This is a genomic window from Parageobacillus sp. G301 (assembly GCF_030268025.1).
Lineage (GTDB): Bacteria > Bacillota > Bacilli > Bacillales > Anoxybacillaceae > Parageobacillus_B > Parageobacillus_B toebii.
On the sequence record NZ_BSDB01000001.1, the window covers coordinates 1,244,019 to 1,263,828 of the forward strand.

The 19,810-nt window shown below is 40.5% G+C and carries 26 protein-coding genes; 8 read left to right on the top strand and 18 right to left on the bottom strand.

The window, feature by feature from the left end:
* Nucleotides 1–14: 14 nt before the first annotated feature.
* Nucleotides 15–1,346: a PhoH family protein gene (locus QSJ37_RS06280; protein WP_285754374.1), complete on the bottom strand. Its 1,332-nt coding sequence runs from the start codon at nucleotides 1,344–1,346 to the stop codon at nucleotides 15–17.
* Nucleotides 1,347–1,486: 140 nt separating this feature from the next.
* Between QSJ37_RS06280 and QSJ37_RS06285 the strand changes: the two genes are divergently transcribed.
* Nucleotides 1,487–2,086 carry a YhcN/YlaJ family sporulation lipoprotein gene (locus QSJ37_RS06285; protein WP_285754375.1) on the top strand — a complete coding sequence of 200 codons (600 nt, stop codon included), beginning with the start codon at nucleotides 1,487–1,489 and terminating at the stop codon, nucleotides 2,084–2,086.
* A 41-nt stretch (nucleotides 2,087–2,127) separates the two neighbouring features.
* Here the strand turns inward: QSJ37_RS06285 and QSJ37_RS06290 are convergent, their stop codons facing one another.
* Nucleotides 2,128–2,583 carry a pyridoxamine 5'-phosphate oxidase family protein gene (locus tag QSJ37_RS06290; protein ID WP_015863313.1) on the bottom strand — a complete coding sequence of 152 codons (456 nt, stop codon included), beginning with the start codon at nucleotides 2,581–2,583 and terminating at the stop codon, nucleotides 2,128–2,130.
* Between the two features lie 115 nt (nucleotides 2,584–2,698).
* On the opposite strand from QSJ37_RS06290, the gene QSJ37_RS06295 reads away from it, so the two are divergent.
* Nucleotides 2,699–2,899 (top strand): YlaI family protein, encoded by a 201-nt coding sequence (locus QSJ37_RS06295; RefSeq protein ID WP_015863312.1) that lies wholly within the window; start codon nucleotides 2,699–2,701, stop codon nucleotides 2,897–2,899.
* Nucleotides 2,900–2,951: 52 nt separating this feature from the next.
* Here QSJ37_RS06295 and QSJ37_RS06300 read toward each other — a convergent pair whose 3' ends face one another.
* From QSJ37_RS06300 to typA, 3 genes are read right to left on the bottom strand one after another with little or no spacing between them, the layout of a single operon-like run.
* Complete coding sequence (locus tag QSJ37_RS06300; RefSeq protein ID WP_285754376.1) at nucleotides 2,952–3,236, bottom strand: hypothetical protein; 285 nt, start codon at nucleotides 3,234–3,236, stop codon at nucleotides 2,952–2,954.
* Between the two features lie 12 nt (nucleotides 3,237–3,248).
* On the bottom strand, nucleotides 3,249–3,566 hold the full coding sequence (locus QSJ37_RS06305; RefSeq protein WP_285754774.1) for a YlaH-like family protein: 318 nt from the start codon (nucleotides 3,564–3,566) through the stop codon (nucleotides 3,249–3,251).
* Nucleotides 3,567–3,577: 11 nt separating this feature from the next.
* Nucleotides 3,578–5,419, bottom strand: a complete 1,842-nt coding sequence (gene typA, locus QSJ37_RS06310; protein WP_285754377.1) for a translational GTPase TypA — start codon at nucleotides 5,417–5,419, stop codon at nucleotides 3,578–3,580.
* A gap of 119 nt (nucleotides 5,420–5,538) precedes the next feature.
* On the opposite strand from typA, the gene QSJ37_RS06315 reads away from it, so the two are divergent.
* The gene (locus tag QSJ37_RS06315) at nucleotides 5,539–5,724 is read left to right on the top strand and encodes a DUF5325 family protein (protein WP_015863308.1); all 186 of its coding nucleotides are present in this window, start codon (nucleotides 5,539–5,541) and stop codon (nucleotides 5,722–5,724) included.
* Between the two features lie 31 nt (nucleotides 5,725–5,755).
* Here the strand turns inward: QSJ37_RS06315 and QSJ37_RS06320 are convergent, their stop codons facing one another.
* The 4 genes from QSJ37_RS06320 to QSJ37_RS06335 form a co-directional block, all read right to left on the bottom strand.
* Nucleotides 5,756–6,550 carry an inositol monophosphatase family protein gene (locus tag QSJ37_RS06320; RefSeq protein ID WP_285754378.1) on the bottom strand — a complete coding sequence of 265 codons (795 nt, stop codon included), beginning with the start codon at nucleotides 6,548–6,550 and terminating at the stop codon, nucleotides 5,756–5,758.
* 132 nt (nucleotides 6,551–6,682) lie between these two features.
* Nucleotides 6,683–6,871, bottom strand: a complete 189-nt coding sequence (locus QSJ37_RS06325) for a hypothetical protein (protein WP_062678296.1) — start codon at nucleotides 6,869–6,871, stop codon at nucleotides 6,683–6,685.
* 137 nt (nucleotides 6,872–7,008) lie between these two features.
* On the bottom strand, nucleotides 7,009–7,281 hold the full coding sequence (locus tag QSJ37_RS06330; RefSeq protein WP_285754379.1) for a UPF0223 family protein: 273 nt from the start codon (nucleotides 7,279–7,281) through the stop codon (nucleotides 7,009–7,011).
* A gap of 17 nt (nucleotides 7,282–7,298) precedes the next feature.
* Complete coding sequence (locus QSJ37_RS06335; protein WP_285754380.1) at nucleotides 7,299–8,258, bottom strand: NAD(P)H-dependent flavin oxidoreductase; 960 nt, start codon at nucleotides 8,256–8,258, stop codon at nucleotides 7,299–7,301.
* Between the two features lie 189 nt (nucleotides 8,259–8,447).
* Here QSJ37_RS06335 and QSJ37_RS06340 point away from each other — a divergent pair, with 189 nt between their 5' ends.
* The gene (locus QSJ37_RS06340; RefSeq protein ID WP_285754381.1) at nucleotides 8,448–9,920 is read left to right on the top strand and encodes an aminotransferase class I/II-fold pyridoxal phosphate-dependent enzyme; all 1,473 of its coding nucleotides are present in this window, start codon (nucleotides 8,448–8,450) and stop codon (nucleotides 9,918–9,920) included.
* A gap of 149 nt (nucleotides 9,921–10,069) precedes the next feature.
* Here the strand turns inward: QSJ37_RS06340 and QSJ37_RS06345 are convergent, their stop codons facing one another.
* On the bottom strand, nucleotides 10,070–10,195 hold the full coding sequence (locus tag QSJ37_RS06345; protein ID WP_285754382.1) for a GapA-binding peptide SR1P: 126 nt from the start codon (nucleotides 10,193–10,195) through the stop codon (nucleotides 10,070–10,072).
* A 135-nt stretch (nucleotides 10,196–10,330) separates the two neighbouring features.
* Nucleotides 10,331–10,633, bottom strand: coding sequence for a DUF3055 domain-containing protein (locus tag QSJ37_RS06350; RefSeq protein WP_015863301.1), 303 nt, complete (start codon nucleotides 10,631–10,633; stop codon nucleotides 10,331–10,333).
* A gap of 126 nt (nucleotides 10,634–10,759) precedes the next feature.
* On the opposite strand from QSJ37_RS06350, the gene QSJ37_RS06355 reads away from it, so the two are divergent.
* Nucleotides 10,760–11,173 (top strand): DUF1885 family protein, encoded by a 414-nt coding sequence (locus QSJ37_RS06355; protein WP_285754383.1) that lies wholly within the window; start codon nucleotides 10,760–10,762, stop codon nucleotides 11,171–11,173.
* 144 nt (nucleotides 11,174–11,317) lie between these two features.
* On the opposite strand, the gene QSJ37_RS06360 is transcribed toward QSJ37_RS06355, so the two are convergent.
* The 6 genes from QSJ37_RS06360 to QSJ37_RS06385 form a co-directional block, all read right to left on the bottom strand.
* The gene (locus QSJ37_RS06360) at nucleotides 11,318–11,560 is read right to left on the bottom strand and encodes a hypothetical protein (RefSeq protein ID WP_285754384.1); all 243 of its coding nucleotides are present in this window, start codon (nucleotides 11,558–11,560) and stop codon (nucleotides 11,318–11,320) included.
* 120 nt (nucleotides 11,561–11,680) lie between these two features.
* Nucleotides 11,681–13,093: a dihydrolipoyl dehydrogenase gene (gene lpdA / locus QSJ37_RS06365; protein ID WP_285754385.1), complete on the bottom strand. Its 1,413-nt coding sequence runs from the start codon at nucleotides 13,091–13,093 to the stop codon at nucleotides 11,681–11,683.
* Nucleotides 13,094–13,098: 5 nt separating this feature from the next.
* The gene (locus QSJ37_RS06370; RefSeq protein ID WP_285754386.1) at nucleotides 13,099–14,412 is read right to left on the bottom strand and encodes a dihydrolipoamide acetyltransferase family protein; all 1,314 of its coding nucleotides are present in this window, start codon (nucleotides 14,410–14,412) and stop codon (nucleotides 13,099–13,101) included.
* Nucleotides 14,413–14,493: 81 nt separating this feature from the next.
* Nucleotides 14,494–15,471, bottom strand: a complete 978-nt coding sequence (gene pdhB, locus QSJ37_RS06375) for a pyruvate dehydrogenase complex E1 component subunit beta (RefSeq protein WP_062678302.1) — start codon at nucleotides 15,469–15,471, stop codon at nucleotides 14,494–14,496.
* 3 nt (nucleotides 15,472–15,474) lie between these two features.
* Nucleotides 15,475–16,590: a pyruvate dehydrogenase (acetyl-transferring) E1 component subunit alpha gene (pdhA, locus tag QSJ37_RS06380; RefSeq protein ID WP_285754387.1), complete on the bottom strand. Its 1,116-nt coding sequence runs from the start codon at nucleotides 16,588–16,590 to the stop codon at nucleotides 15,475–15,477.
* Nucleotides 16,591–16,991: 401 nt separating this feature from the next.
* The gene (locus tag QSJ37_RS06385) at nucleotides 16,992–17,627 is read right to left on the bottom strand and encodes a YkyA family protein (RefSeq protein WP_285754388.1); all 636 of its coding nucleotides are present in this window, start codon (nucleotides 17,625–17,627) and stop codon (nucleotides 16,992–16,994) included.
* Nucleotides 17,628–17,737: 110 nt separating this feature from the next.
* Between QSJ37_RS06385 and def the strand changes: the two genes are divergently transcribed.
* Nucleotides 17,738–18,292, top strand: coding sequence for a peptide deformylase (def, locus tag QSJ37_RS06390; RefSeq protein WP_285754389.1), 555 nt, complete (start codon nucleotides 17,738–17,740; stop codon nucleotides 18,290–18,292).
* Between the two features lie 39 nt (nucleotides 18,293–18,331).
* Here the strand turns inward: def and QSJ37_RS06395 are convergent, their stop codons facing one another.
* Nucleotides 18,332–19,108, bottom strand: a complete 777-nt coding sequence (locus tag QSJ37_RS06395) for a Cof-type HAD-IIB family hydrolase (protein WP_285754390.1) — start codon at nucleotides 19,106–19,108, stop codon at nucleotides 18,332–18,334.
* A gap of 192 nt (nucleotides 19,109–19,300) precedes the next feature.
* On the opposite strand from QSJ37_RS06395, the gene QSJ37_RS06400 reads away from it, so the two are divergent.
* The gene (locus QSJ37_RS06400) at nucleotides 19,301–19,438 is read left to right on the top strand and encodes a hypothetical protein (RefSeq protein ID WP_167317822.1); all 138 of its coding nucleotides are present in this window, start codon (nucleotides 19,301–19,303) and stop codon (nucleotides 19,436–19,438) included.
* A gap of 161 nt (nucleotides 19,439–19,599) precedes the next feature.
* Nucleotides 19,600–19,809 carry a DNA-dependent RNA polymerase subunit epsilon gene (locus QSJ37_RS06405; RefSeq protein ID WP_090950689.1) on the top strand — a complete coding sequence of 70 codons (210 nt, stop codon included), beginning with the start codon at nucleotides 19,600–19,602 and terminating at the stop codon, nucleotides 19,807–19,809.
* The last annotated feature ends 1 nt before the right edge of the window (nucleotide 19,810 follow it).

Consider the following 19,810-nt stretch of genomic DNA (forward strand, 5'->3'; position numbering starts at 1 on the left):
TCCAGCTTTTTTTTTTACAATAAATCAGCCGCAAGCTGCGCTAATGCGGAACGCTCTCCTTTTACAAGGCGGACATGCCCGGCAATTTTTTGATCTTTAAATTTTTCAACGACATATGTCAATCCATTATTATATTCGTCTAAATATGGATGATCAATCTGTTCCGGATCTCCCATTAAAATGATTTTGCTTTTCTCACCAACGCGCGTTAAAATTGTTTTTACTTCATGTTTCGTTAAATTTTGCGCCTCATCAATGATGATAAACTGCTCCGGCAGGCTGCGTCCGCGTATATATGTGAGCGCTTCTACTTCAATCGAGCTCATTCCTGCTAAAATCGCATCCAACTCCCCCGTTTTTTTTGTATTAAACAAATACTCCAAATTATCAAAAATAGGTTGCATCCACGGACGCAATTTTTCTTCTTTTTCCCCAGGCAAAAAACCAATATCTTTCCCCATCGGAACGATTGGCCTCGCAACGAGCAGCTTTTTATACGTACGTAAATCTTCCGTCTGCATTAGTCCTGCGGCAAGAGCAAGAAGTGTTTTTCCTGTTCCTGCTTTGCCAATCAATGTCACAAGCTGAATATCATCACGCATAAGCAGTTCAAACGCCATCGTCTGTTGTACGTTGCGCGGGCGAATTCCCCATATATGTTCATGGTGAAACAAAAGTTTTTGGACTTTTTTGCCGCTATGGTCGACAATACCGAGTGCGGAAGCGGAGCCGCCAAAAGCATCTTTCATGATAATAAATTGATTTGGGTAAAATGGATGATTGGCAATATCCGCTAAAACGAGTTCTCCCTTTTCATAAAAGCGCTGCAAATGCTCGGTCCCTATGTATAGTTCGAGAAAACCAGTGTAAATATGGTCAATATCGACGACACGGTCGCTTAAAAAGTCCTCTGCTTGCAGCCCAATTGCATCCGCCTTCACACGGACAAGCGCATCCTTGCTTACTAAAATAACGGAACGGCCGTTTTCCTTTGCTTGTTCTTCGAGCGATAAATTTTTGGCAACTGCCAAAATGCGATTATCATTCGTTTTTTCAACGAAAATTTCTTGCAACTGATGAAATGAACGATGATTTAATTCGATGCGCAATACTCCGCCGTTTTCAAGTGGGATTTTTTCATGTAGTTTTCCATTTTCACGAAGACGATCGATAAGCTTGGATACTTGCCGCGCGTTTCTCCCTACTTCATCCATATATCGCTTTTTCGAATCGACTTCTTCTAACACAACCGCTGGAATGACAACTTCGTTATCTTCAAACGAGAAGATGGAATATGGATCTTGTAATAGGACATTCGTATCTAACACATATATTTTTTCTCCCAAAATTCCACGCCCCCTATTTTACATTTTTTTGGTTTATGATGTTTGGACGGGATCGTTGTTATATAAGATATGAGGAAATGTATAAAGATAGAAGAATGATTGCAAAATAAAATAAAAATTACGATAGAGGTGTAAAAGGAATGAACTGGAGACGATATTTGCTTATAGCGATATGTATTGGTTTATTAAGTGGATGCAATATAGGAAATAACGAAGAGGGGCGCGATGCGGACCGCTCACTTGTCCGTGTAAGAAATACGGTCGATGAAAAAGTAACGAATAAATCCGGACAAGAAATTGCCCATCGTCTAGCGAATTTAGCTAAGCGCGTTCCAAACGTAAACGATGCTACCGCTCTTGTTGTCGGAAAATACGCGATCGTTGGTATTGATATTGATGCAAATATCGACGCTTCACGTGTCGGCACAATTAAATATTCTGTCGCAGAAACGTTGCAAAAAGATCCATATGGAGCAAATTCAATCATCATTGCCGACCCCGATTTATACACTCGGTTAAAAAATATTGTCAATCAAGTTGATAATGGGCGGCCTGTTCAAGCATTTATGAACGAAATCGCGGATATCGTCGGACGCGTCATGCCGGAAGTTCCGAGCGATTTGTTTGAAACAACGCCACCGGAACCAACCGAACAAAATGATTCGCAATTAAATAAGCGAGAGGAAGAGCAGCTTAATAACCGTCAAGAAAAACAGTCCAACGAATATTTAAATAAATAAGTAAGCAAGGAAGCTTAGCCGCAATTAGCTAAGCTCCTTATTTATGCATTGCGAAGAGCGGTCATTACTTGATTGTCCAGTTTAGCTGCTGCTTGCGCATCGTACGTCTTTTCATATTTTGGTTCTTCTACAATTTTGGAACCGTAAAACATAACATCACGCACTTCACTAATAGTAATATCCACTAATGCCAGCTTAAGCGGAACGCCCTCTATTTTCTCTGCTTTAATATGCGCTTTCCCGCTAATCGAGTAGGTTGATTCGTTAGCGATAATATTCACAACAATAGACGGATTATTACGAATGTTTTGGATAATACGGGAACGATTGTCGACAGCAAAATAAATATGCTCTTCGTTAGGGGCGTAAATCCATGAAATCGCGCTGACATTTGGCCCTCCCGTTTCATGGTCGATAGTCGCTATAGTTACAAAACGTTCTTTTTGTAACGCTTGAAATAACGGTTCCGTTAATGCAGGTTCAACTTTATTTGGCATGATCATCCCTCCTAAGACTATTCTCCGTTTATCATACATTAAAACGGAAAAGTAAAAAACCTTTCAGATTCATGATATAATAAAAAAAAGATTGAATAAAGCGACGAGGTGTACAATGAGAGTCAAATGTGTTCTTTGCGACCGAATTGATACGATCGACGATGAATCATTGCTTGCAAAACGGCTGCGCAACCGTCCTATTCACACATATATGTGCGAGGAATGTTATCATCGGATTGCCGAAAAAACAAAGGCGCGCCTAGCAACCGGAAAATTTCGTATATATCGCTCGAAACTGCCAAACGATGAATGGTAAAAAACTTTGCGTAAATCGATAAAAAACGCCGGGGGTAATCACCCGGCGTTTTTTAGGAAGGATAATTGCGATATTTTTCAGGCGCTTCTTCTATTTGCTTAAGCATCGCCTCAATCAATTCCATTGGAAAACGAGCTGATTTTTGCTCTCCGTCTCTCTCATACGCGACGATATACATATCTTCTTTTTTTACTTCCACCTTTGTTATGTTAAAATCGTGCTTTAATATTTTCCTAAAAAAGGCGGCGGTTTCTTGCGCTGCTATATCATCTGGACGCGCTTCGGCCACGATATAAATAGTTAACCAATTATAAAGAGCATCTTGCAGCGACTTCATGGTTCCACCGCCTTATTTTTGTTCATTTACCTCATGCTTTTTCGATTGATATAGACGAATTTTATAAATCACTAATACAAGAGCCGCAACGACCAACCCTTCTGCGACAGGTAAAAATACCGCAAAAAACGTTAAAATCGTACAGCCTAATGCTAACAGCACATAAATAATGACATTTTTCAACAATGGCAGTTTTTTCGCAAAACCAAGGCGATAAACAATAAGCGATAAAATGAATATGGTAATATAAAGAAGCCACATTCCTTGTTCTGGATTTGTATGCACTTTATATAACGAAGCAAAAAAGGTAAGGCGCTCTATAACGTTCACCATCTTCCCCCCTATTTCGCCTGCTTAGCGGCTTTCTTTTTCTTTTCCATTTTTTCTCGCTCGCTTTTGTTCAATATTTTTTTGCGCAGGCGAATGGACTTTGGTGTCACTTCACAATACTCATCATCATTTAAGTATTCCAACGCTTCTTCCAGCGTCATCAAACGCGGCTTTTTCATCGTAACGGTTTGCTCTTTTGTCGAAGAACGGATGTTTGTTACATGTTTTTCTTTACAAATGTTGACGACTAAATCGTTTTCGCGCGTATGCTCGCCAACAATCATTCCTTCGTACACTTCGGTTCCAGGCTCCACAAAAATGGTACCGCGGTCTTCCACTTGCATAATTCCATATGCCGTCGCTTTTCCTGTCTCCATGGAAATTAACACCCCTTGACGGCGGCCGCCTACCTGTCCTCTTTGTGCCGGCGCATAATGGTCAAATGAATGGTTTAAAATTCCGTATCCGCGTGTCAATGACATAAATTCTGTTCGATAGCCGATTAAACCGCGCGAAGGCACCATAAAGATGAGACGAACTTGTCCATTTTCGTTATGGACCATATCCATCAGCTCGCCTTTGCGCATACCGATCGATTCCATGATTGCCCCGGTATATTCTTCAGGAATATCAATGATTACTCGTTCGACCGGCTCACAAAGCACTCCGTCGATTTCTTTCATAATGACTTCCGGCTTAGATACTTGCAGTTCATAACCTTCCCGCCGCAAATTTTCGATTAAGATCGATAAATGAAGCTCTCCTCGTCCAGAAACAATCCACGCATCAGGAGAATCAGTGTTTTCCACCCGCAAGCTTACGTCCGTCTCCAATTGAGTGCGCAGGCGTTCTTCCAACTTTCTTGCCGTCACATATTTTCCTTCGCGTCCGGCAAATGGGCTATTATTGACTAAAAACGTCATTTTCAATGTTGGTTCATCAATGCGAAGCGGCGGCAACGCTTCCTGATGATCCAATGGACATACCGTTTCCCCGACGTTAATGTCTTCCATTCCCGCCACTGCAACAATATCTCCTGCTTCTGCTTCCGTGATTTCGATCCGCTTTAAGCCGATAAACCCAAATAATTTTGTTACACGAAACGTTTTGACAGAACCATCTAGTTTCATCAGCGCTACTTGTTGTCCGACTTTCATCGTGCCGCGAAAGATACGGCCAATTCCGATGCGCCCAACGTACTCATTGTAATCAAGCAACGCCACTTGAAATTGCAACGGTTCTTCCCGATTATCAATCGGCGCAGGAATATGCTTAATAATCGTTTCGAACAATGCGGTCATATCCGCTTCTTGTTTGTGAGGGTCCAAACTTGCCGTACCGTTTAATGCTGACGTGTATACAACCGGAAACTCAAGCTGATCTTCCGACGCGCCTAATTCGATAAATAAATCGATGACTTCATCGACCACTTCCTCTGGTCGCGCAAACTCCCGGTCAATTTTATTGATAACGACAATGGGAGTAAGCTGTTGTTCGAGCGCCTTTTTCAGCACAAAGCGCGTTTGCGGCATACACCCCTCATACGCGTCAACGACAAGCAAAACACCATCCACAAGCCGCATAATTCGTTCTACTTCCCCGCCGAAATCGGCATGTCCTGGAGTATCTAAAATATTAATGCGCATTCCTTTATAACGAATCGCTGTATTTTTGGCTAAAATGGTAATCCCGCGTTCTCTTTCTAAATCGTTTCGATCTAATGCGCGTTCCTCGACATGTTCATTGGCACGAAACGTTCCCGATTGACGCAGCAATTGATCGACTAACGTTGTTTTACCATGATCAACGTGAGCAATAATGGCAATATTACGAAGATCTTCTCTTCTTGTCAATGTTAGTCACTCCTATACGTAAATTGCTCGTTTATTATATCATAAAGAGGATAGAAAAGCGGTATGTTTTCGTGTAGACTAAAGAAAAACCGATAAACAATATGAAAGAGGGGATTGGGATGAAACAATTTCAGCCTGTATCGTTTCTATTGGCTATATTTGCAGTAATAGCAATCATGGCCATCGGCATTTTTATTGCGGAACAAAGTATGATTGGTATTATTATTTCAATTATCGCTTTGTTCATTATTATCGGCATCGGATTTGCCCGAAAAAAACGAATGCGGGAAAAAGGAATGCTTTAAAAACGGGACAACCGAATGATTTGTCCCGTTTTCAGCGACGTATATATTTTTGTAAAATTTCTTCATGCAATCCTGGCTTTGAAACAAATACAGAGTTTGTTGTAAGCAAATTAAGCGGCTCGCCGTATAAATTTGTCACGATGCCACCAACTTCTTGAACAAGCACAAGTCCGCCGGCAAAATCCCACGGCGACAACCTCATCGTAATATATGCATCTAAACGCCCCGCTGCAACGTATGCCATTTCTAACGCAGCCGATCCGTACGAACGCGTTCCCCTCGCATCTTTTACAAGCGGAGCTAATACATTTGGATCAATTCGTTTATTTTCAGTTATCCACGTTGCATTTAAGGAAATAATGGCTTCGGAAACAGATACCGGCTCTAAACGCGCCAGCGGTTGATCATTAAGAAAAGCTCCTTCTCCTTTTCTCGCCGCATATAGTTCATCATGCACAACATCGTATACATACCCGAGAACTCCTACCCCATTTTCAAAAACTCCAATTGAAATGGCAAAGTTTCGTTTTTGATGAATAAAATTCATCGTACCATCAATCGGATCGATAATCCAAACAATCCCTTGAAGCGTTGCAATTTCATCACCGAATCCCTCTTCGCCTAACACGTGATGGCCGGGAAACGTTTTTCTTATTTTTTCAATAAAAAATTGCTCTATTTCGCGGTCCACATTCGTCACTAAATCATTTCGATGTGATTTTGTTTCGATCGTCAACTTTTTTTCAAATGTAGCGAGAATTCTTGTTCCCGCTTCCTTTATCCATTGTCGGATACACTCATCTATTTCTTTCCATTTTTCCTGCATATTCATCCTCCTGATTTCTGCAGCGTATGTAATTAGCATATAATACATCGGAATCCCCCGTAAAGAAAAAGAGATGCCTATATCGCTCAAGAAAAAAACGAACCGTTGGTGTGGTTCGCCTTGAATGTTCTGTTATACTTGAAGGCGCATTAACTCTTGGCGTAACTTTTCTAATCTCCGTTTACACTCTTTTTTCTTTTCTTCATCGTTTTCCATCATCGCCTCATAAAGAGTCGCTAATTCATAATCTAATTCAAGACGTAATACCGCTATTCGCTTATCCCCGTCCGCACGCTTTACAGAATTCATTGTTCTTTTCATGAGCATGGGCACCCCTTTCCATATAATCCCCGAAAAACCGTCATATAAATACCTGAATTTTCTGATACTTATTTTGTTTTATATATATTATGTTAGAAAAGGGGGGTATGCAACAAATTTGTGTATTCGTCTACTTGTTATCCCATTTTAATCCAATCACCGTTTTGTGCTTCTTTTGCTTTTTTCATGACGCGATAGGACGAATATCCGCCTGCTTGTTCAAATTCATCACATAGTTTTTTTTCTTCACTTTTACTCGGAACAATTTCTTTAAAGCGACGATAAATGTTCATAAGCTTTTCTCGTTCCATTCCTTTTTCGTAAACAGTTTCAATCGCTTCGAAAAATTTGATAACATCAATAATTTCTTGCGTCGACCAGTCGTAAGAAAACGGGTACGAATAATTCATCACCGACACCTCCAGCATTAGTTTGCCCATCTGCGCCGGATTTGTTCCGCCTCGTTAATCATTCGCTCAAACAATTCTGCCACTGTTGGCACATCTTTAATTAATCCCATCACTTGTCCAGCCCATGCAAAACCTTCGTTTATTTTTCCTTCATAAATAAAACGGCGATTCGCTTCCCCACTAATATATTCTTTTAGTTGTTCATATGTCCCGCCTTGTTCTTCTATTTCTAAAATTTTTTTCGTCCATTCATTGGCAATGGCACGACCGGGTGCTCCTAAACTGCGTTTAATCACAACGGTATCATATTCAGAGCCGTTAACAAGCATCTCTTTATAGATCGGATGGGCATGAACACACTCTTTTGTAGCAATAAATCTCGTTCCCATTTCAATTCCTTCTGCGCCAAGCGCTAATGCCGCCATCAACCCTCGGCCGTCCCCGATGCCTCCCGAAGCAATAACAGGGATAGAAACAGATTCCACTACTTTCGGAATAAGAACAAACGTTCCTATATCGTATTTTCCCAAATGACCACCGCCTTCTTGACCCACTACCATGACAGCGTCCGCGCCAAGCTCCTCCGCTTTTACGGCTTGGCGAACAGCGGCAACCAGCACCAGTTTTTTCACGTTTGTTCCTTTTAGCTGTTCAAAAAACGGGGCCGGATTTCCACCTGTGACGGAAACGACTGGCACTCCTTCTTCCAATGCGGCTTCGAGCATATGTTGAAAAGGGCGACCATGTTGTCCAATCGCAAAGTTCACTCCGAAAGGACGGTCTGTTTTTTCTTTTACTTTGCGAATTTCCTCGCGCAATCGCTCCGGGCTTTCCAGCGACATCGCCGTAATTTGTCCTAAGCCTCCGGCGTTAGAAACCGCGGCTGCTAAATCAGAGTAAGCTAAATAAGCAAGTCCTCCTTGAATAATCGGATATGTAATTCCAAGCAATTCCGTTACTCTTGTTTTCCAAATCATTTTTATCCCTCCTTTTAATCTAATATACTATGTTTCTTGTTGACATGCCTATTTTCCTTTTTTATTCTCAATTTATGTGTAGTAAAAAATTTCACATTCATTAATGATTAAATAATGCTTTGCAAATAAAAAAATAAATGCTATAATGCATTTGTTTTATTTTTATGCAAAAAGAGGTGTGAAAAAACATTGTCACAGTTTGAAACACCATTGTTCACTGGTCTATTAGAGCATATTAAGAAAAACCCTATTCAATTTCATATTCCTGGCCATAAAAAAGGCGCAGGGATGGACCCTGAGTTTCGTGATTTTATTGGAGAAAATGCGCTATCGATGGATTTGATTAATATCGGTCCTCTCGATGATCTTCACCACCCAAAAGGCATTATCAAGCGCGCTCAAGAGTTAGCCGCTGAGGCATTTGGGGCTGATTATACATTTTTTTCTGTCCAAGGAACAAGCGGTGCCATTATGGCAATGGTGATGTCGGTAGTTGGGCCTGGCGACAAAATCATCGTTCCGCGTAACGTGCATAAATCGATCATGTCTGCCATTGTCTTTTCTGGTGCAATACCGATTTTCATTCATCCGGAAATTGATAAGGAACTCGGGATTTCACACGGAATTACACCGGAATCAGTAGAAAAAGCACTTAAGCAACATCCCGATGCAAAAGGTGTTCTCGTTATTAATCCAACATATTTTGGTATCTCTGGTGATTTGAAGAAAATTGTTGAAATCGCTCATTCCTACCACGTTCCTGTTCTCGTTGATGAGGCGCATGGTGTCCATATTCATTTTCATGAAGATCTTCCGCTTTCCGCTATGCAGGCCGGAGCGGATATGGCTGCAACAAGCGTCCATAAACTAGGTGGCTCTTTAACGCAAAGCTCTATTTTAAACGTGCGTGAAGGGCTCGTATCCGCAAAACACGTACAAGCTATTTTAAGCATGCTAACGACAACATCTACTTCTTATTTGTTGTTAGCCTCTTTAGATGTTGCACGCAAATGGCTTGCTACACAAGGACGGGAACATTTTGAAAAAACTATTCAGCTTGCCGAAAAGACTCGGCAACAAATAAACGAAATCCCTTATCTTTATTGTGTCGGAAGAGAAATTCTAGGAACGGAAGCAACATATGACTACGATCCAACCAAGCTTACCATCTCTGTCAAAGAACTAGGCTTAACGGGATATGAGGTCGAGAAATGGCTGCGCGAAATGTACAACATTGAAGTAGAATTATCCGATTTATACAACATTTTATGCATTATTACACCTGGCGACACAGAGCGGGAAACGAACGCGCTTGTTAATGCCCTTCGCCATTTATCTGAACAATTTCGCCATCAGGCGGCGAAAGGAGTAAAACCAAAAGTATTATTGCCAGACATCCCTACTCTTGCGTTAACTCCGCGTGATGCATTCTACGCGGAAACGGAAATTGTCCCATTTGAAGAATCAGCAGGACGGATTATTGCTGAATTTATTATGGTTTATCCGCCAGGAATTCCGATTTTTATTCCTGGAGAAATTATTACCGAAGAAAATTTAAACTATATCAAAAAGAACTTAGAAGTCGGTCTGCCGGTGCAAGGGCCAGAGGACGATACGTTACAAACATTGCGTGTCATTAAAGAACATAAGCCAATCCGTTGAACTTCTCCCACCTTTAAGAGCGGGAGAAAGTTAAAAAAGCGTAAGCAAGTTAGCTTACGCTTTTTTGTTATTAAAAAAATAAATGCGCGCATGTGCCCCTTTCACATGCGCGCTATGTCCAAACCTTCCCCCATCGTTTGACCTTTTCTTTATTCTCCCTCTTCTTCAGCCTCGTCACAATCGCATCCACTGCATTTTCCGTAAAGCGTTGTCACTTTTTCATCTTCAAAATATGCAATCGTCGCACCACATGTTTGACATACAATTGTGCCCATCCCCAAAACTCCTTTGTGATGATATATTTATTAGCTAATTCAATAATAATATATCACATTTACGCTGTCAACACTTAATTTGTATGTCACATTTAATTTTTACTCATCAAAAAAGCGAGTAACCATACTCGCTTTTTAATACTCATATTCAGGATGAACCGATGAGAATGGAAGGACAACTGAGAAGAACTCTGCTAAATCAGCAGCTTGCTCTTTCGTATCGATGCGGAAAATTTTTTGCAAATACTCGTGGTTTTCTACATCTTTTGGATCGAGGAGGGTCGAGCGGCCTGTTTGCATGCAAATAACAAGAGGTTTGCCAAAAAACATATTCGTATACACAATCCCAAAATCATAGCGAATATCCTTTGACGTAAATCCAACAAACCGAACTTTTACTTTCTCATACTCATCATATAGCCTTTCAAATAAATTCATAAAATCCCCCCTTATAAATATACTGAATATTATTATAATTCTAAAATATGTTAAAATCAATAGCATCTCTTACGTAAAAATGATACAATAGAAAAAAATGGGATGTTAACAATAGAGGTGATGGCATTGGCAGCACATGCATACATAAAGCTTGTTCCGGCATCCAAACAGAAAGCGGTCACATTAGAAGAAGTAAAACAATTGTTTCAAAATTATCAAGATATGATGAAAAAAACAGGTGAACAGCTTGGATGGGCGTATCAACAAGCTGCATTTCCTTATCAGCTTATAGAAACAGATGAAGGGAAAGGAAAGTGGTTTTATTTAAAAGGTGACGGGCACCGTTATCGGACGATTATCGTCGGTGTTGGATCAAATAATGGTGAAACTGAAGAGTCATTTATTCAAATTACATTGCCAAATGGGGCAACACACGGAGATAAAGGGAAAGCAAACGAATTTTGTAAGTTTCTAGCGAAAAAATTGGAAGGGGAACTTCACCTATTCAACGGCAGAATTATGTATTATTACAAACGGTAGCACTAAGCTATCGTTTTTTAAAACGTTGGCACCTAGCTAACGTTTTAAAAAGCGGTGGCACTAAGCTATCGTTTTTTAAAACGTTGGCACCCAGCTAACGTTTTAAAAAACGTTGGTACGCAGCTGTCGTTTTTTTATTTCCTCCTATTGAAGCGCCTCCCACACAAAATGTTGACAAGTAAAATACATTGCTGCTGTCAACGTCGTTGTCCACAATGCTTTTCTGGTGCGTAAACCGATTTTTCGAGCCAATAAAAACGCGATATATAAAAACACACAAAGCATCATCCCTTTAAAAAACGGACGGTCGCGCCCTGATAGCCATTCAATGAGCGAAAAGCTGCTCCAAATCATCATTTGCAGTAAAAATGCTACATACTCTTTCATCGATCATCCCTCGCTTCTCCTTTACCATAACAATATGAACAGACAAGGAAAAATATTATTTCTAAATGGGACAAGAAGAAAGAAAAGGATATCCTAGCTAGGATATCCTTTTGTCGTTCATTATTTACTGATAATATGAATTGGAGTGCCGAGAACCGCTTCCGCTGTTTCCATCGCGATTTCTCCTAATGTTGGATGCGCGTGAATCGTCAAGGCAATATCTTCTGCAGTCATTCCCGCTTCAATTGCAAGACCTAGCTCTGCAATCATGTCAGAAGCGTTTGGACCAACGATTTGTGCTCCGATCACAACGCCATCTTCTTTACGAGCGACAATCTTCATAAATCCATCTGTATCATTTAAAGAAAGGGCTCGGCCGTTTGCCGCAAATGGGAATTTCGCCGTTACTACCTCAATGCCTTCATCTTTCGCTTGTTGTTCAAAATAACCGACAGATGCGCATTCAGGTTCGGAGAAGACCACAGCCGGAAGGGCTAAATAATCAATTTCAGACGGTTTTCCGGCAATCGCTTCGGCGGCGATTTTTCCTTCATACGATGCTTTATGTGCAAGCGGTGGACCTTGGACAATATCACCGATGGCATAAATGTTTGGAACGCTTGTCCGGCATTGTTTGTCAATTTCAATTAAGCCGCGGTCTGTCAATTTAATACCGATTTGTTCTAGGCCAAGCTCATCCGTATTTGGACGACGTCCTACCGTCACAAGCACATAGTCTGCATCAATTGTTTTCGTTTCGCCTTTTACTTCAAAGGTTACTGTCACACCGTCTTGGCGCTCTTCGACTTCCTTAGCAAGAGCGTTAGTAAAGATTTCTACACCTTTTTTCTTTAAGCGGCGTTTAACAATTGCAGTCATTTGTTTTTCGAAACCAGATAAAATTTCATCTGCTCCTTCAATGATGGTTACTTTTGTTCCAAAGTTAGCATACGCTGTTCCTAATTCTGTTCCGATATAACCTCCGCCAATAACGACAAGCGATTTTGGAATTTCCTGCAAATTAAGCGCACCTGTGGAATCAAGCACGCGATCGGAAAATTTAAAGCCAGGAAGTTCGATCGGACGAGAGCCTGTTGCAATAATCGCGTTTTTAAACGTATATGTTTGCGCGCTATCACCATTGATAACACGCACTGTATTCGCATCAACAAAATACGCTTCTCCGCGTACGATTTCGACTTTGTTTCCTTTTAGCAATCCTTCCACGCCGCTCGTTAATTTTTTCACGATGCTTGCTTTCCATTGCTGCACTTTAGAAAAATCAACGGTTACGTTTTCTGCTTTAATTCCGATGTCTTCTGAATGTTTCGCTTCAACATAGCGATGGCTTGCGGAGATGAGGGCTTTGGATGGAATACATCCAACATTTAAGCATACTCCGCCAAGATTTCCTTTTTCAACAATCGTTACTTTTTGTCCTAACTGTGCAGCGCGAATAGCTGCTACATAACCACCAGGACCTGCTCCGACGACAAGCGTTTCCGTTTCAATTGCAAAATCGCCAACTACCATCGTTTTCACGCCTCCATTAATAATAATTCTGGGTCATTTAATAGACGTTTAATGTGATTTAATGCTTTTTGCGCTGTTGCACCGTCAATCATGCGGTGGTCAAAGCTTAATGATAATGCTAATACTGGAGCAACAACTATTTCACCGTCGCGGACAATTGGTTTTTCGGAAATGCGTCCAATGCCAAGAATAGCTACTTCCGGATGATTGATGACCGGAGTAAACCATTGGCCGCCAGCAGAACCGATATTCGTAATCGTGCAAGAAGCACCTTTCATTTCATGTGGAGCCAATTTTCCTTCACGTGCTTTTGCTGCAAGCTCATTAATCTCTTTGGCAAGGGCAAAGATCGGCTTGCGGTCCGCATGTTTAATAACAGGAACGAGCAATCCTCTGTCTGTATCGGCAGCAATACCAATGTTGTAGTAATGTTTATGAATCACTTCTTCTGTTTCATCGTCAATCGAGGTATTTAAAACTGGAAACTCACGCAACGCCGATGTTAAAGCTTTTACAACATACGGTAAGAATGTAAGCTTGATTCCTTTTTCCGCTGCGATTTCTTTGAACTTTTTGCGATGCGCTACCAGTTTTGTCACATCTACTTCGTCCATTAATGTAACGTGTGGTGCTGTATGTTTCGAATTGACCATCGCTTTGGCAATCGCGCGACGGATACCGCTCATTTTCTCGCGAGTTTCCGGGAATTCTCCTTCAAGCACAACTGGTTGTTGTGCCGCAGTAGCTGCCGCTGCTTTTTCTTCTGCTTTCGCTGCAGGTGCTTCTTCTTTTTGTTCGACTGCCGTACCACCGGCAAGGAACGCATCGATATCGCTCTTTAGAACGCGGCCATTTTTTCCTGTACCTTGAACAAGACGGATGTCGACCCCTTTTTCACGGGCATATTTGCGCACGGAAGGCATTGCGATCACGCGACGGTTTGGATCCGCTTCCTGCTGCTTAGCCGGTTCTGCTTGTTTAGCTGCTACTTCGCTCTTTTCTTCTTTCGACACTTCTTGCGGTTTTTCCTGCTGTTTTGGCTCATCTTGTTCTTGGCCTTTAAACGTCATATTCTCATATCCAGGCGCATCTAATGTGATTAACGTTTGGCCAACCGTTGCAACCGTTCCTTCTTCTACTAAAATTTCTAATACTTTACCTTTCACAGGGGATGGGATTTCTACAACCGCTTTATCGTTTTGCACTTCACACAATACATCATCTTCATTTACTTCATCGCCAGGTTTGACAAACCATTTGACGATTTCCCCTTCATGAATACCTTCACCGATATCCGGCAACTTGAATTCAAATGCCACTGTTTGTCGACCTCCTATTGTCTTTTCAAAAAGTATGGGGAAAGAGGAAGAAGGCAATTTCCCCTTCCTCTCACCTAATGTTTAGAAGTTAATGACTTTTTTCGCTGTTTCAATGACATCTTTGAAGTTAGGCAACCATACTGACTCCGCTTGTGCGAACGGATATACCGTATCCGGAGCAGCAACGCGCAATACAGGAGCTTCTAAGCTTAAAATCGCACGTTCATTAATTTCAGCTACAACGTTTGCAGCAATTCCTGCTTGTCTTTGTGCTTCTTGCACAACGATCGCACGTCCTGTTTTTTCTACAGAACCAATAATCGTTTCAATATCTAAAGGTTGAACAGTCCGCAAGTCAACCACTTCTGCGGAGATGCCTTCTTTTTCTAATTCAGCAGCTGCTTTTAACGATTCGTGCACCATTGCACCATAAGCGATAATCGTGATATCTTTTCCTTCGCGTTTAATATCTGCTTTACCAATCGGAATCGTATATTCTCCTTCTGGTACTTCTTGGCGGAACGAGCGATACAGCTTCAAGTGCTCTAAGAAAATAACTGGATCGTTGTCACGGATCGCAGAAATAAGCAATCCCTTCGCATCATAAGGAGTAGAAGGAATGACTACTTTTAACCCAGGTTGTTGCGCAACTAAGCCTTCTAAGCTATCAGAGTGCAATTCCGGTGTATGCACGCCGCCGCCAAATGGTGAGCGAATCGTAATCGGGACATTATAACGACCGCCAGTGCGGTAGCGGATACGCGCCATTTGACCGCAAATGGCATCCATTACTTCATATACAAAACCAAAGAATTGAATTTCTGGAACAGGACGGAATCCTTGCAACGCCAATCCGATGGCAAGACCGCCAATTCCCGATTCGGCAAGAGGTGTATCGAAAACGCGGTCTTCCCCAAACTCAGCTTGCAATCCTTCTGTTGCCCGGAATACGCCGCCGTTTACTCCAACGTCTTCCCCAAATATTAATACATTTGGGTCATTTTTTAATTCGATGCGCAACGCATCCGTGATTGCTTGAATCATTGTCATTTGCGCCATGGCTTACTTCGACTCCTTCTCTTTGTAAATTTCATACTGTTCTTTTAAGTTAAATGGCAACTCTTCATACATGATGCTAATCAAATCGGTTACTTTTTGTTTTGGTGTTTCGTCCGCTTTTTTAATCGCCTCTTTAATTTCTTCTTTTGCTTGTTCAATCACTTTGTTTTCTTCTTCTTCGCTCCATAAGCCTTTGTTTTCTAAAAACTTACGGAAACGAACAAGCGGGTCTTTTTTCTCCCATTCATTTTCCAATTCTTTCGTACGATAACGAGTAGGATCGTCTCCTGACATCGTATGCGGACCGTAACGGAAACATAAAGTTTCAATAAGCGTTGGGCCTTCGCCGTTAATCGCACGCTCGCGGGCAGCACGTACAGCTGCATATACGGCTAATGGGTCCATACCGTCAACTTGAATGCCAGGAATTCCAGCCGCCACCGCTTTTTGAGCAAGTGTTTTCGCTACTGTTTGTTTTTCAACAGGAGTAGAAATAGCAAAGCGGTTGTTTTGGACAACGAAAATCGCCGGTGCTTTAAATGCTCCAGCAAAGTTGATTCCTTCGTAGAAATCTCCTTGCGATGTACCGCCGTCACCTGTGTATGTAATTGCTACTGCCTTTTTGCCGCGTTTTTTCAATCCTAAAGCAACACCTGCTGCTTGAATGTATTGGGCACCGATAATAATTTGTGGCGGCAATACGTTTACCCCTTCCGGAATTTGGTTGCCGTGGAAGTGTCCGCGTGAGAATAAAAACGCTTGATAAAGCGGAAGTCCGTGCCAAATAAGTTGCGGAACATCACGGTATCCAGGCAGAATGAAATCTTCTTTTTCTAACGCAAAATGGCTCGCAATTTGGCTTGCTTCTTGCCCTGCCGTTGGTGCGTAAAAGCCTAAACGCCCTTGGCGGTTTAATGAAATAGAACGTTGGTCAAGAACGCGTGTATATACCATGCGGCGCATCAATTCTTTTAGTTGATCATCGCTTAAGTCCGGCATTGCCGCTTCGTTTACTACTTCCCCTTCTTCATTTAAAATTTGAAATGTCGGAAATTGTTCCTCAACTTTTTCAAGCTGTTCCTTAAAATTAAACTTAAATTGGGATTTTTTTGCACCCATTTGATCCACCTCTACCTTTCATAATTTAAAAAATAAAGCTAACTCATAACATTGATCCATACAGCATTAATTTACCCAAAATCATAAATAAATAAAAAGCGGTAACCTTTGTTCCACGGCATAAACGGAAAAAACGGCGTTACAATACCTGTATTAATCATTTAATTATTTTTATTAGTACAATTTTATTTACATGTTTAAGTTTACACCTTCTTCATTCAGACGTCAATCACTTTGATTTATCGGTATTTTTTTCAATATTAAATGGATATTTTTGGTATAACAAATATTTGTACAAAACCTGTTATATTACAACAGTTCAATCTGTATTATATCTGTTTAATATTTTTTCATAAAATAAAAAAAGCTATGAAAATATAGCCTCCTATTGCAACAAACATTTACTTCCACACGTTATATAATCGCTTCTTTTCTTTATTATATTTTTCCGTATATTTATTAAACTGATCATTTATACTAACCAATTCTTTATATTGTTCATTTATACGATTAATTTGTTGTTGTAACTGTTCCGGTGTCACATATTTATTTTGTAATAAAGTATAAAGCTCTTTTTCCAATGAAAGCAATTCTTTATAATGAAGATACAAATTGCCATATGTTTCATAACGTTTCTCCGCAATGTTTACTAAACGGTTTACTTGTCTTCTTATATTTTCATCACGAAGTTGGTCAATGTTTTTCTTGATCGTATCTATTTGTTGTTTTGCTGATTGGATCGCTTTATATTCTTTTTCAATATGTTTGTCCCGTTCTTCTATTAGCTCCAATGATTCTTTCGATAATTGCACCACCTTTGTAAACCGCTTTATCCCATACGACATAATACGATCATACAACTGGTTTTGTTTTTGTTCTAATCCGCTCAGTTTTTCTTGTTGCTCGACTACACTGTTTTCATACTTGCCTATCTTTTGAAAAGCCGATAAAACTTCCTCGTTGGCAAGTTCATTGCAGCTAGTAACCAAAAATAACACCGCGATTAACCAAATACACCGCTTTATTGCTTTGAACAACGTTTCTCCTTCCTTTCGAGCACGTCCATTTTCATTTTTGTTTACGTTCAAAATGAATTTTTGTTAGACTTAATTTTAGACATCAATGTCATGCGAGGAGTGAAAACACGATGATTACCATGAAAGATATTATTAAAGAAGGGCATCCAACGCTACGAAAAGTGGCTGAACCTGTTTCTCTTCCTCCATCAGAAGAAGACAAACAAGTTTTACAAAGCCTTCTTGATTATGTAAAAATGAGCCAAAACCCTGAGCTTGCTGAAAAATATGGATTACGCCCGGGAATTGGGCTGGCAGCTCCACAAATTAATGTATCAAAACGAATGATTGCCGTCCATGTAACGGATGAAAAAGGTACTTTATATAGCTATGCGTTATTTAATCCAAAAATTGTGAGCCATTCTGTTCAGCAATGTTATTTAACAAGCGGAGAAGGATGTTTATCTGTCGATCGGGATGTTCCAGGATATGTGCCGCGCTATGCCCGCATTACCGTAACAGGGACAACGCTTGAAGGTAAAGAAGTAACACTTCGGTTAAAAGGGTTGCCTGCCATTGTATTTCAACACGAAATCGACCACTTAAACGGCATCATGTTTTATGATCATATTGATCCAAAAAATCCGTTTAAGGTACCTGACAACGCGATCCCTATCGAACGATAAATGAAAAGAAGGGCTATATCCCGCACCGGGATATGCCCCTTATTTAATTAATTCAAGCTGCTTTAATCCGTATAATATTCCTTCCTCTCCGACCGATTTCGTAACGAAGTCGGCCACTTTTTTTGCTTCTTCGTGCGCATTGCCCATCGCAACACCAGTTCCAACAAACTTCAACATTTCTATATCGTTCAACCCATCTCCAAACGCGTATACATCTTCTTTCGCAATGTCGAGTTTCTCGATCATTCGCCGAATTCCTTCAGCTTTCGAACCTCCTACTGGCAGCACATCAGTTGACACATTATGCCAACGAACAAAATGAAATTCCGGATATGCTTTTACATACATTTGTTCTTCTTCCGCTTTGCAAAATAAGAGCGCTTGATAAATGTCCTCATTTTCGTAATAAAGCGGATCAAACGGAGGATGAGGAAATTTCAAGCTCCCCATACTGTCGTGAATATATGGATGATCTTCCATGCTTGCTTTCATTTCATTCACATTCATAAAAACGAGCGGATGACCATTTCTATGCGCTTCTTCCTTTAGCTCATGCAATTTTTGCCGATCAAGTGGGTGTTTATAAATGACATTCCCTTCAAATACTACGTATTGGCCGTTAAAACTGACAAAAGAATCAATTCCTAGCTGCTTTCGCAAATTGGCAAACATAAATGGCGCTCTTCCCGTGGCAATCGCTACATAAACACCAGCTTTTTTCAACTCTTGAACCGCTCTTACTGTCGAAACAGGAAGATTTTTTTGTTCATCAAGCAGCGTTCCATCAATATCAAAAAATACTATTTTCTTTTTCACAATCTCTTCCCCTTAACGCAAAATCTCGTTTTTTTTCATCCTTACCGTACTGAAAAAAACCGAAAATGTCAATCGCTTCTCCGCTTCATTCCACTTTTATCCACGAAAAACAAGCCTTTGTTAACATATAATATAATATAGGAAGAACATTTACTTTCACCAAGAAATGAGTACAATAAGAAGTAAGGAGTGATGAAAAATGTTGAAAAAGCTGAAAAGAAAGCTTCTTCAACAATGGAAAGATTTGCTCCGAAAAAAATCGATCGCCTAACCGTTTACGATAAGAGCCCTTCTTTCATGAAGGGCTTCTTTCTAAAAACATGCGAATGAAAGGATCAAAATTCGTCAAAAATGGTAAAAGTTAATGCTTTTTTCCCTATATTTTTCCTTCTGTATTTTATGTTATGAAATGAAAAAACATGAAAACTGCCCTTATTTTATATATAATAAAAAAGTTAAAGAAATAATCGTTCATAAGGAGAGGTTTTAGAATGATTTTCAAAGTGTTTTACCAAGAAAATCCTGATGAAGTGCCTGTGAGAGAAAAAACAAAAACGCTATATATTGAAGCAGAATCGGAACGGGAAGTACGCCAAAAATTGCAAGGGCGCACCATGAATATTGAGTATATTCAGCCGTTAGAGGGCGCTCATTTAGAATATGAAAAGAAAAATCCAGATTTTAAAGTATTGGAGATTTGAG

Bases quoted from the DNA above. Each gene is read 5' to 3' on its own strand.
- QSJ37_RS06290 (WP_015863313.1), bottom strand. From the start codon at position 2,583: ATGCCAAATAAAGTTGAACCTGCATTAACGGAACCGTTATTTCAAGCG.
- QSJ37_RS06330 (WP_285754379.1), bottom strand. From the start codon at position 7,281: ATGAATTATTCGTACCCGTTTTCTTACGACTGGTCGACGCAAGAAATT.
- QSJ37_RS06400 (WP_167317822.1), top strand. From the start codon at position 19,301: ATGAAAAATGTTGAAAAAGCTGAAAAGAAAGCTTCTTCAACAATGGAA.
- QSJ37_RS06315 (WP_015863308.1), top strand. From the start codon at position 5,539: ATGAAACAATTTCAGCCTGTATCGTTTCTATTGGCTATATTTGCAGTA.
- QSJ37_RS06325 (WP_062678296.1), bottom strand. From the start codon at position 6,871: ATGAAAAGAACAATGAATTCTGTAAAGCGTGCGGACGGGGATAAGCGA.
- QSJ37_RS06350 (WP_015863301.1), bottom strand. From the start codon at position 10,633: ATGAATTTATTTGAAAGGCTATATGATGAGTATGAGAAAGTAAAAGTT.
- pdhA (WP_285754387.1), bottom strand. From the start codon at position 16,590: ATGGGTGCAAAAAAATCCCAATTTAAGTTTAATTTTAAGGAACAGCTT.
- QSJ37_RS06285 (WP_285754375.1), top strand. From the start codon at position 1,487: ATGAACTGGAGACGATATTTGCTTATAGCGATATGTATTGGTTTATTA.
- QSJ37_RS06345 (WP_285754382.1), bottom strand. From the start codon at position 10,195: ATGGGCACAATTGTATGTCAAACATGTGGTGCGACGATTGCATATTTT.
- def (WP_285754389.1), top strand. From the start codon at position 17,738: ATGATTACCATGAAAGATATTATTAAAGAAGGGCATCCAACGCTACGA.
- QSJ37_RS06405 (WP_090950689.1), top strand. From the start codon at position 19,600: ATGATTTTCAAAGTGTTTTACCAAGAAAATCCTGATGAAGTGCCTGTG.
- lpdA (WP_285754385.1), bottom strand. From the start codon at position 13,093: ATGGTAGTTGGCGATTTTGCAATTGAAACGGAAACGCTTGTCGTCGGA.
- QSJ37_RS06295 (WP_015863312.1), top strand. From the start codon at position 2,699: ATGAGAGTCAAATGTGTTCTTTGCGACCGAATTGATACGATCGACGAT.
- QSJ37_RS06300 (WP_285754376.1), bottom strand. From the start codon at position 3,236: ATGAAGTCGCTGCAAGATGCTCTTTATAATTGGTTAACTATTTATATC.
- QSJ37_RS06320 (WP_285754378.1), bottom strand. From the start codon at position 6,550: ATGCAGGAAAAATGGAAAGAAATAGATGAGTGTATCCGACAATGGATA.
- pdhB (WP_062678302.1), bottom strand. From the start codon at position 15,471: ATGGCGCAAATGACAATGATTCAAGCAATCACGGATGCGTTGCGCATC.
- QSJ37_RS06335 (WP_285754380.1), bottom strand. From the start codon at position 8,258: ATGATTTGGAAAACAAGAGTAACGGAATTGCTTGGAATTACATATCCG.
- QSJ37_RS06360 (WP_285754384.1), bottom strand. From the start codon at position 11,560: ATGAAAGAGTATGTAGCATTTTTACTGCAAATGATGATTTGGAGCAGC.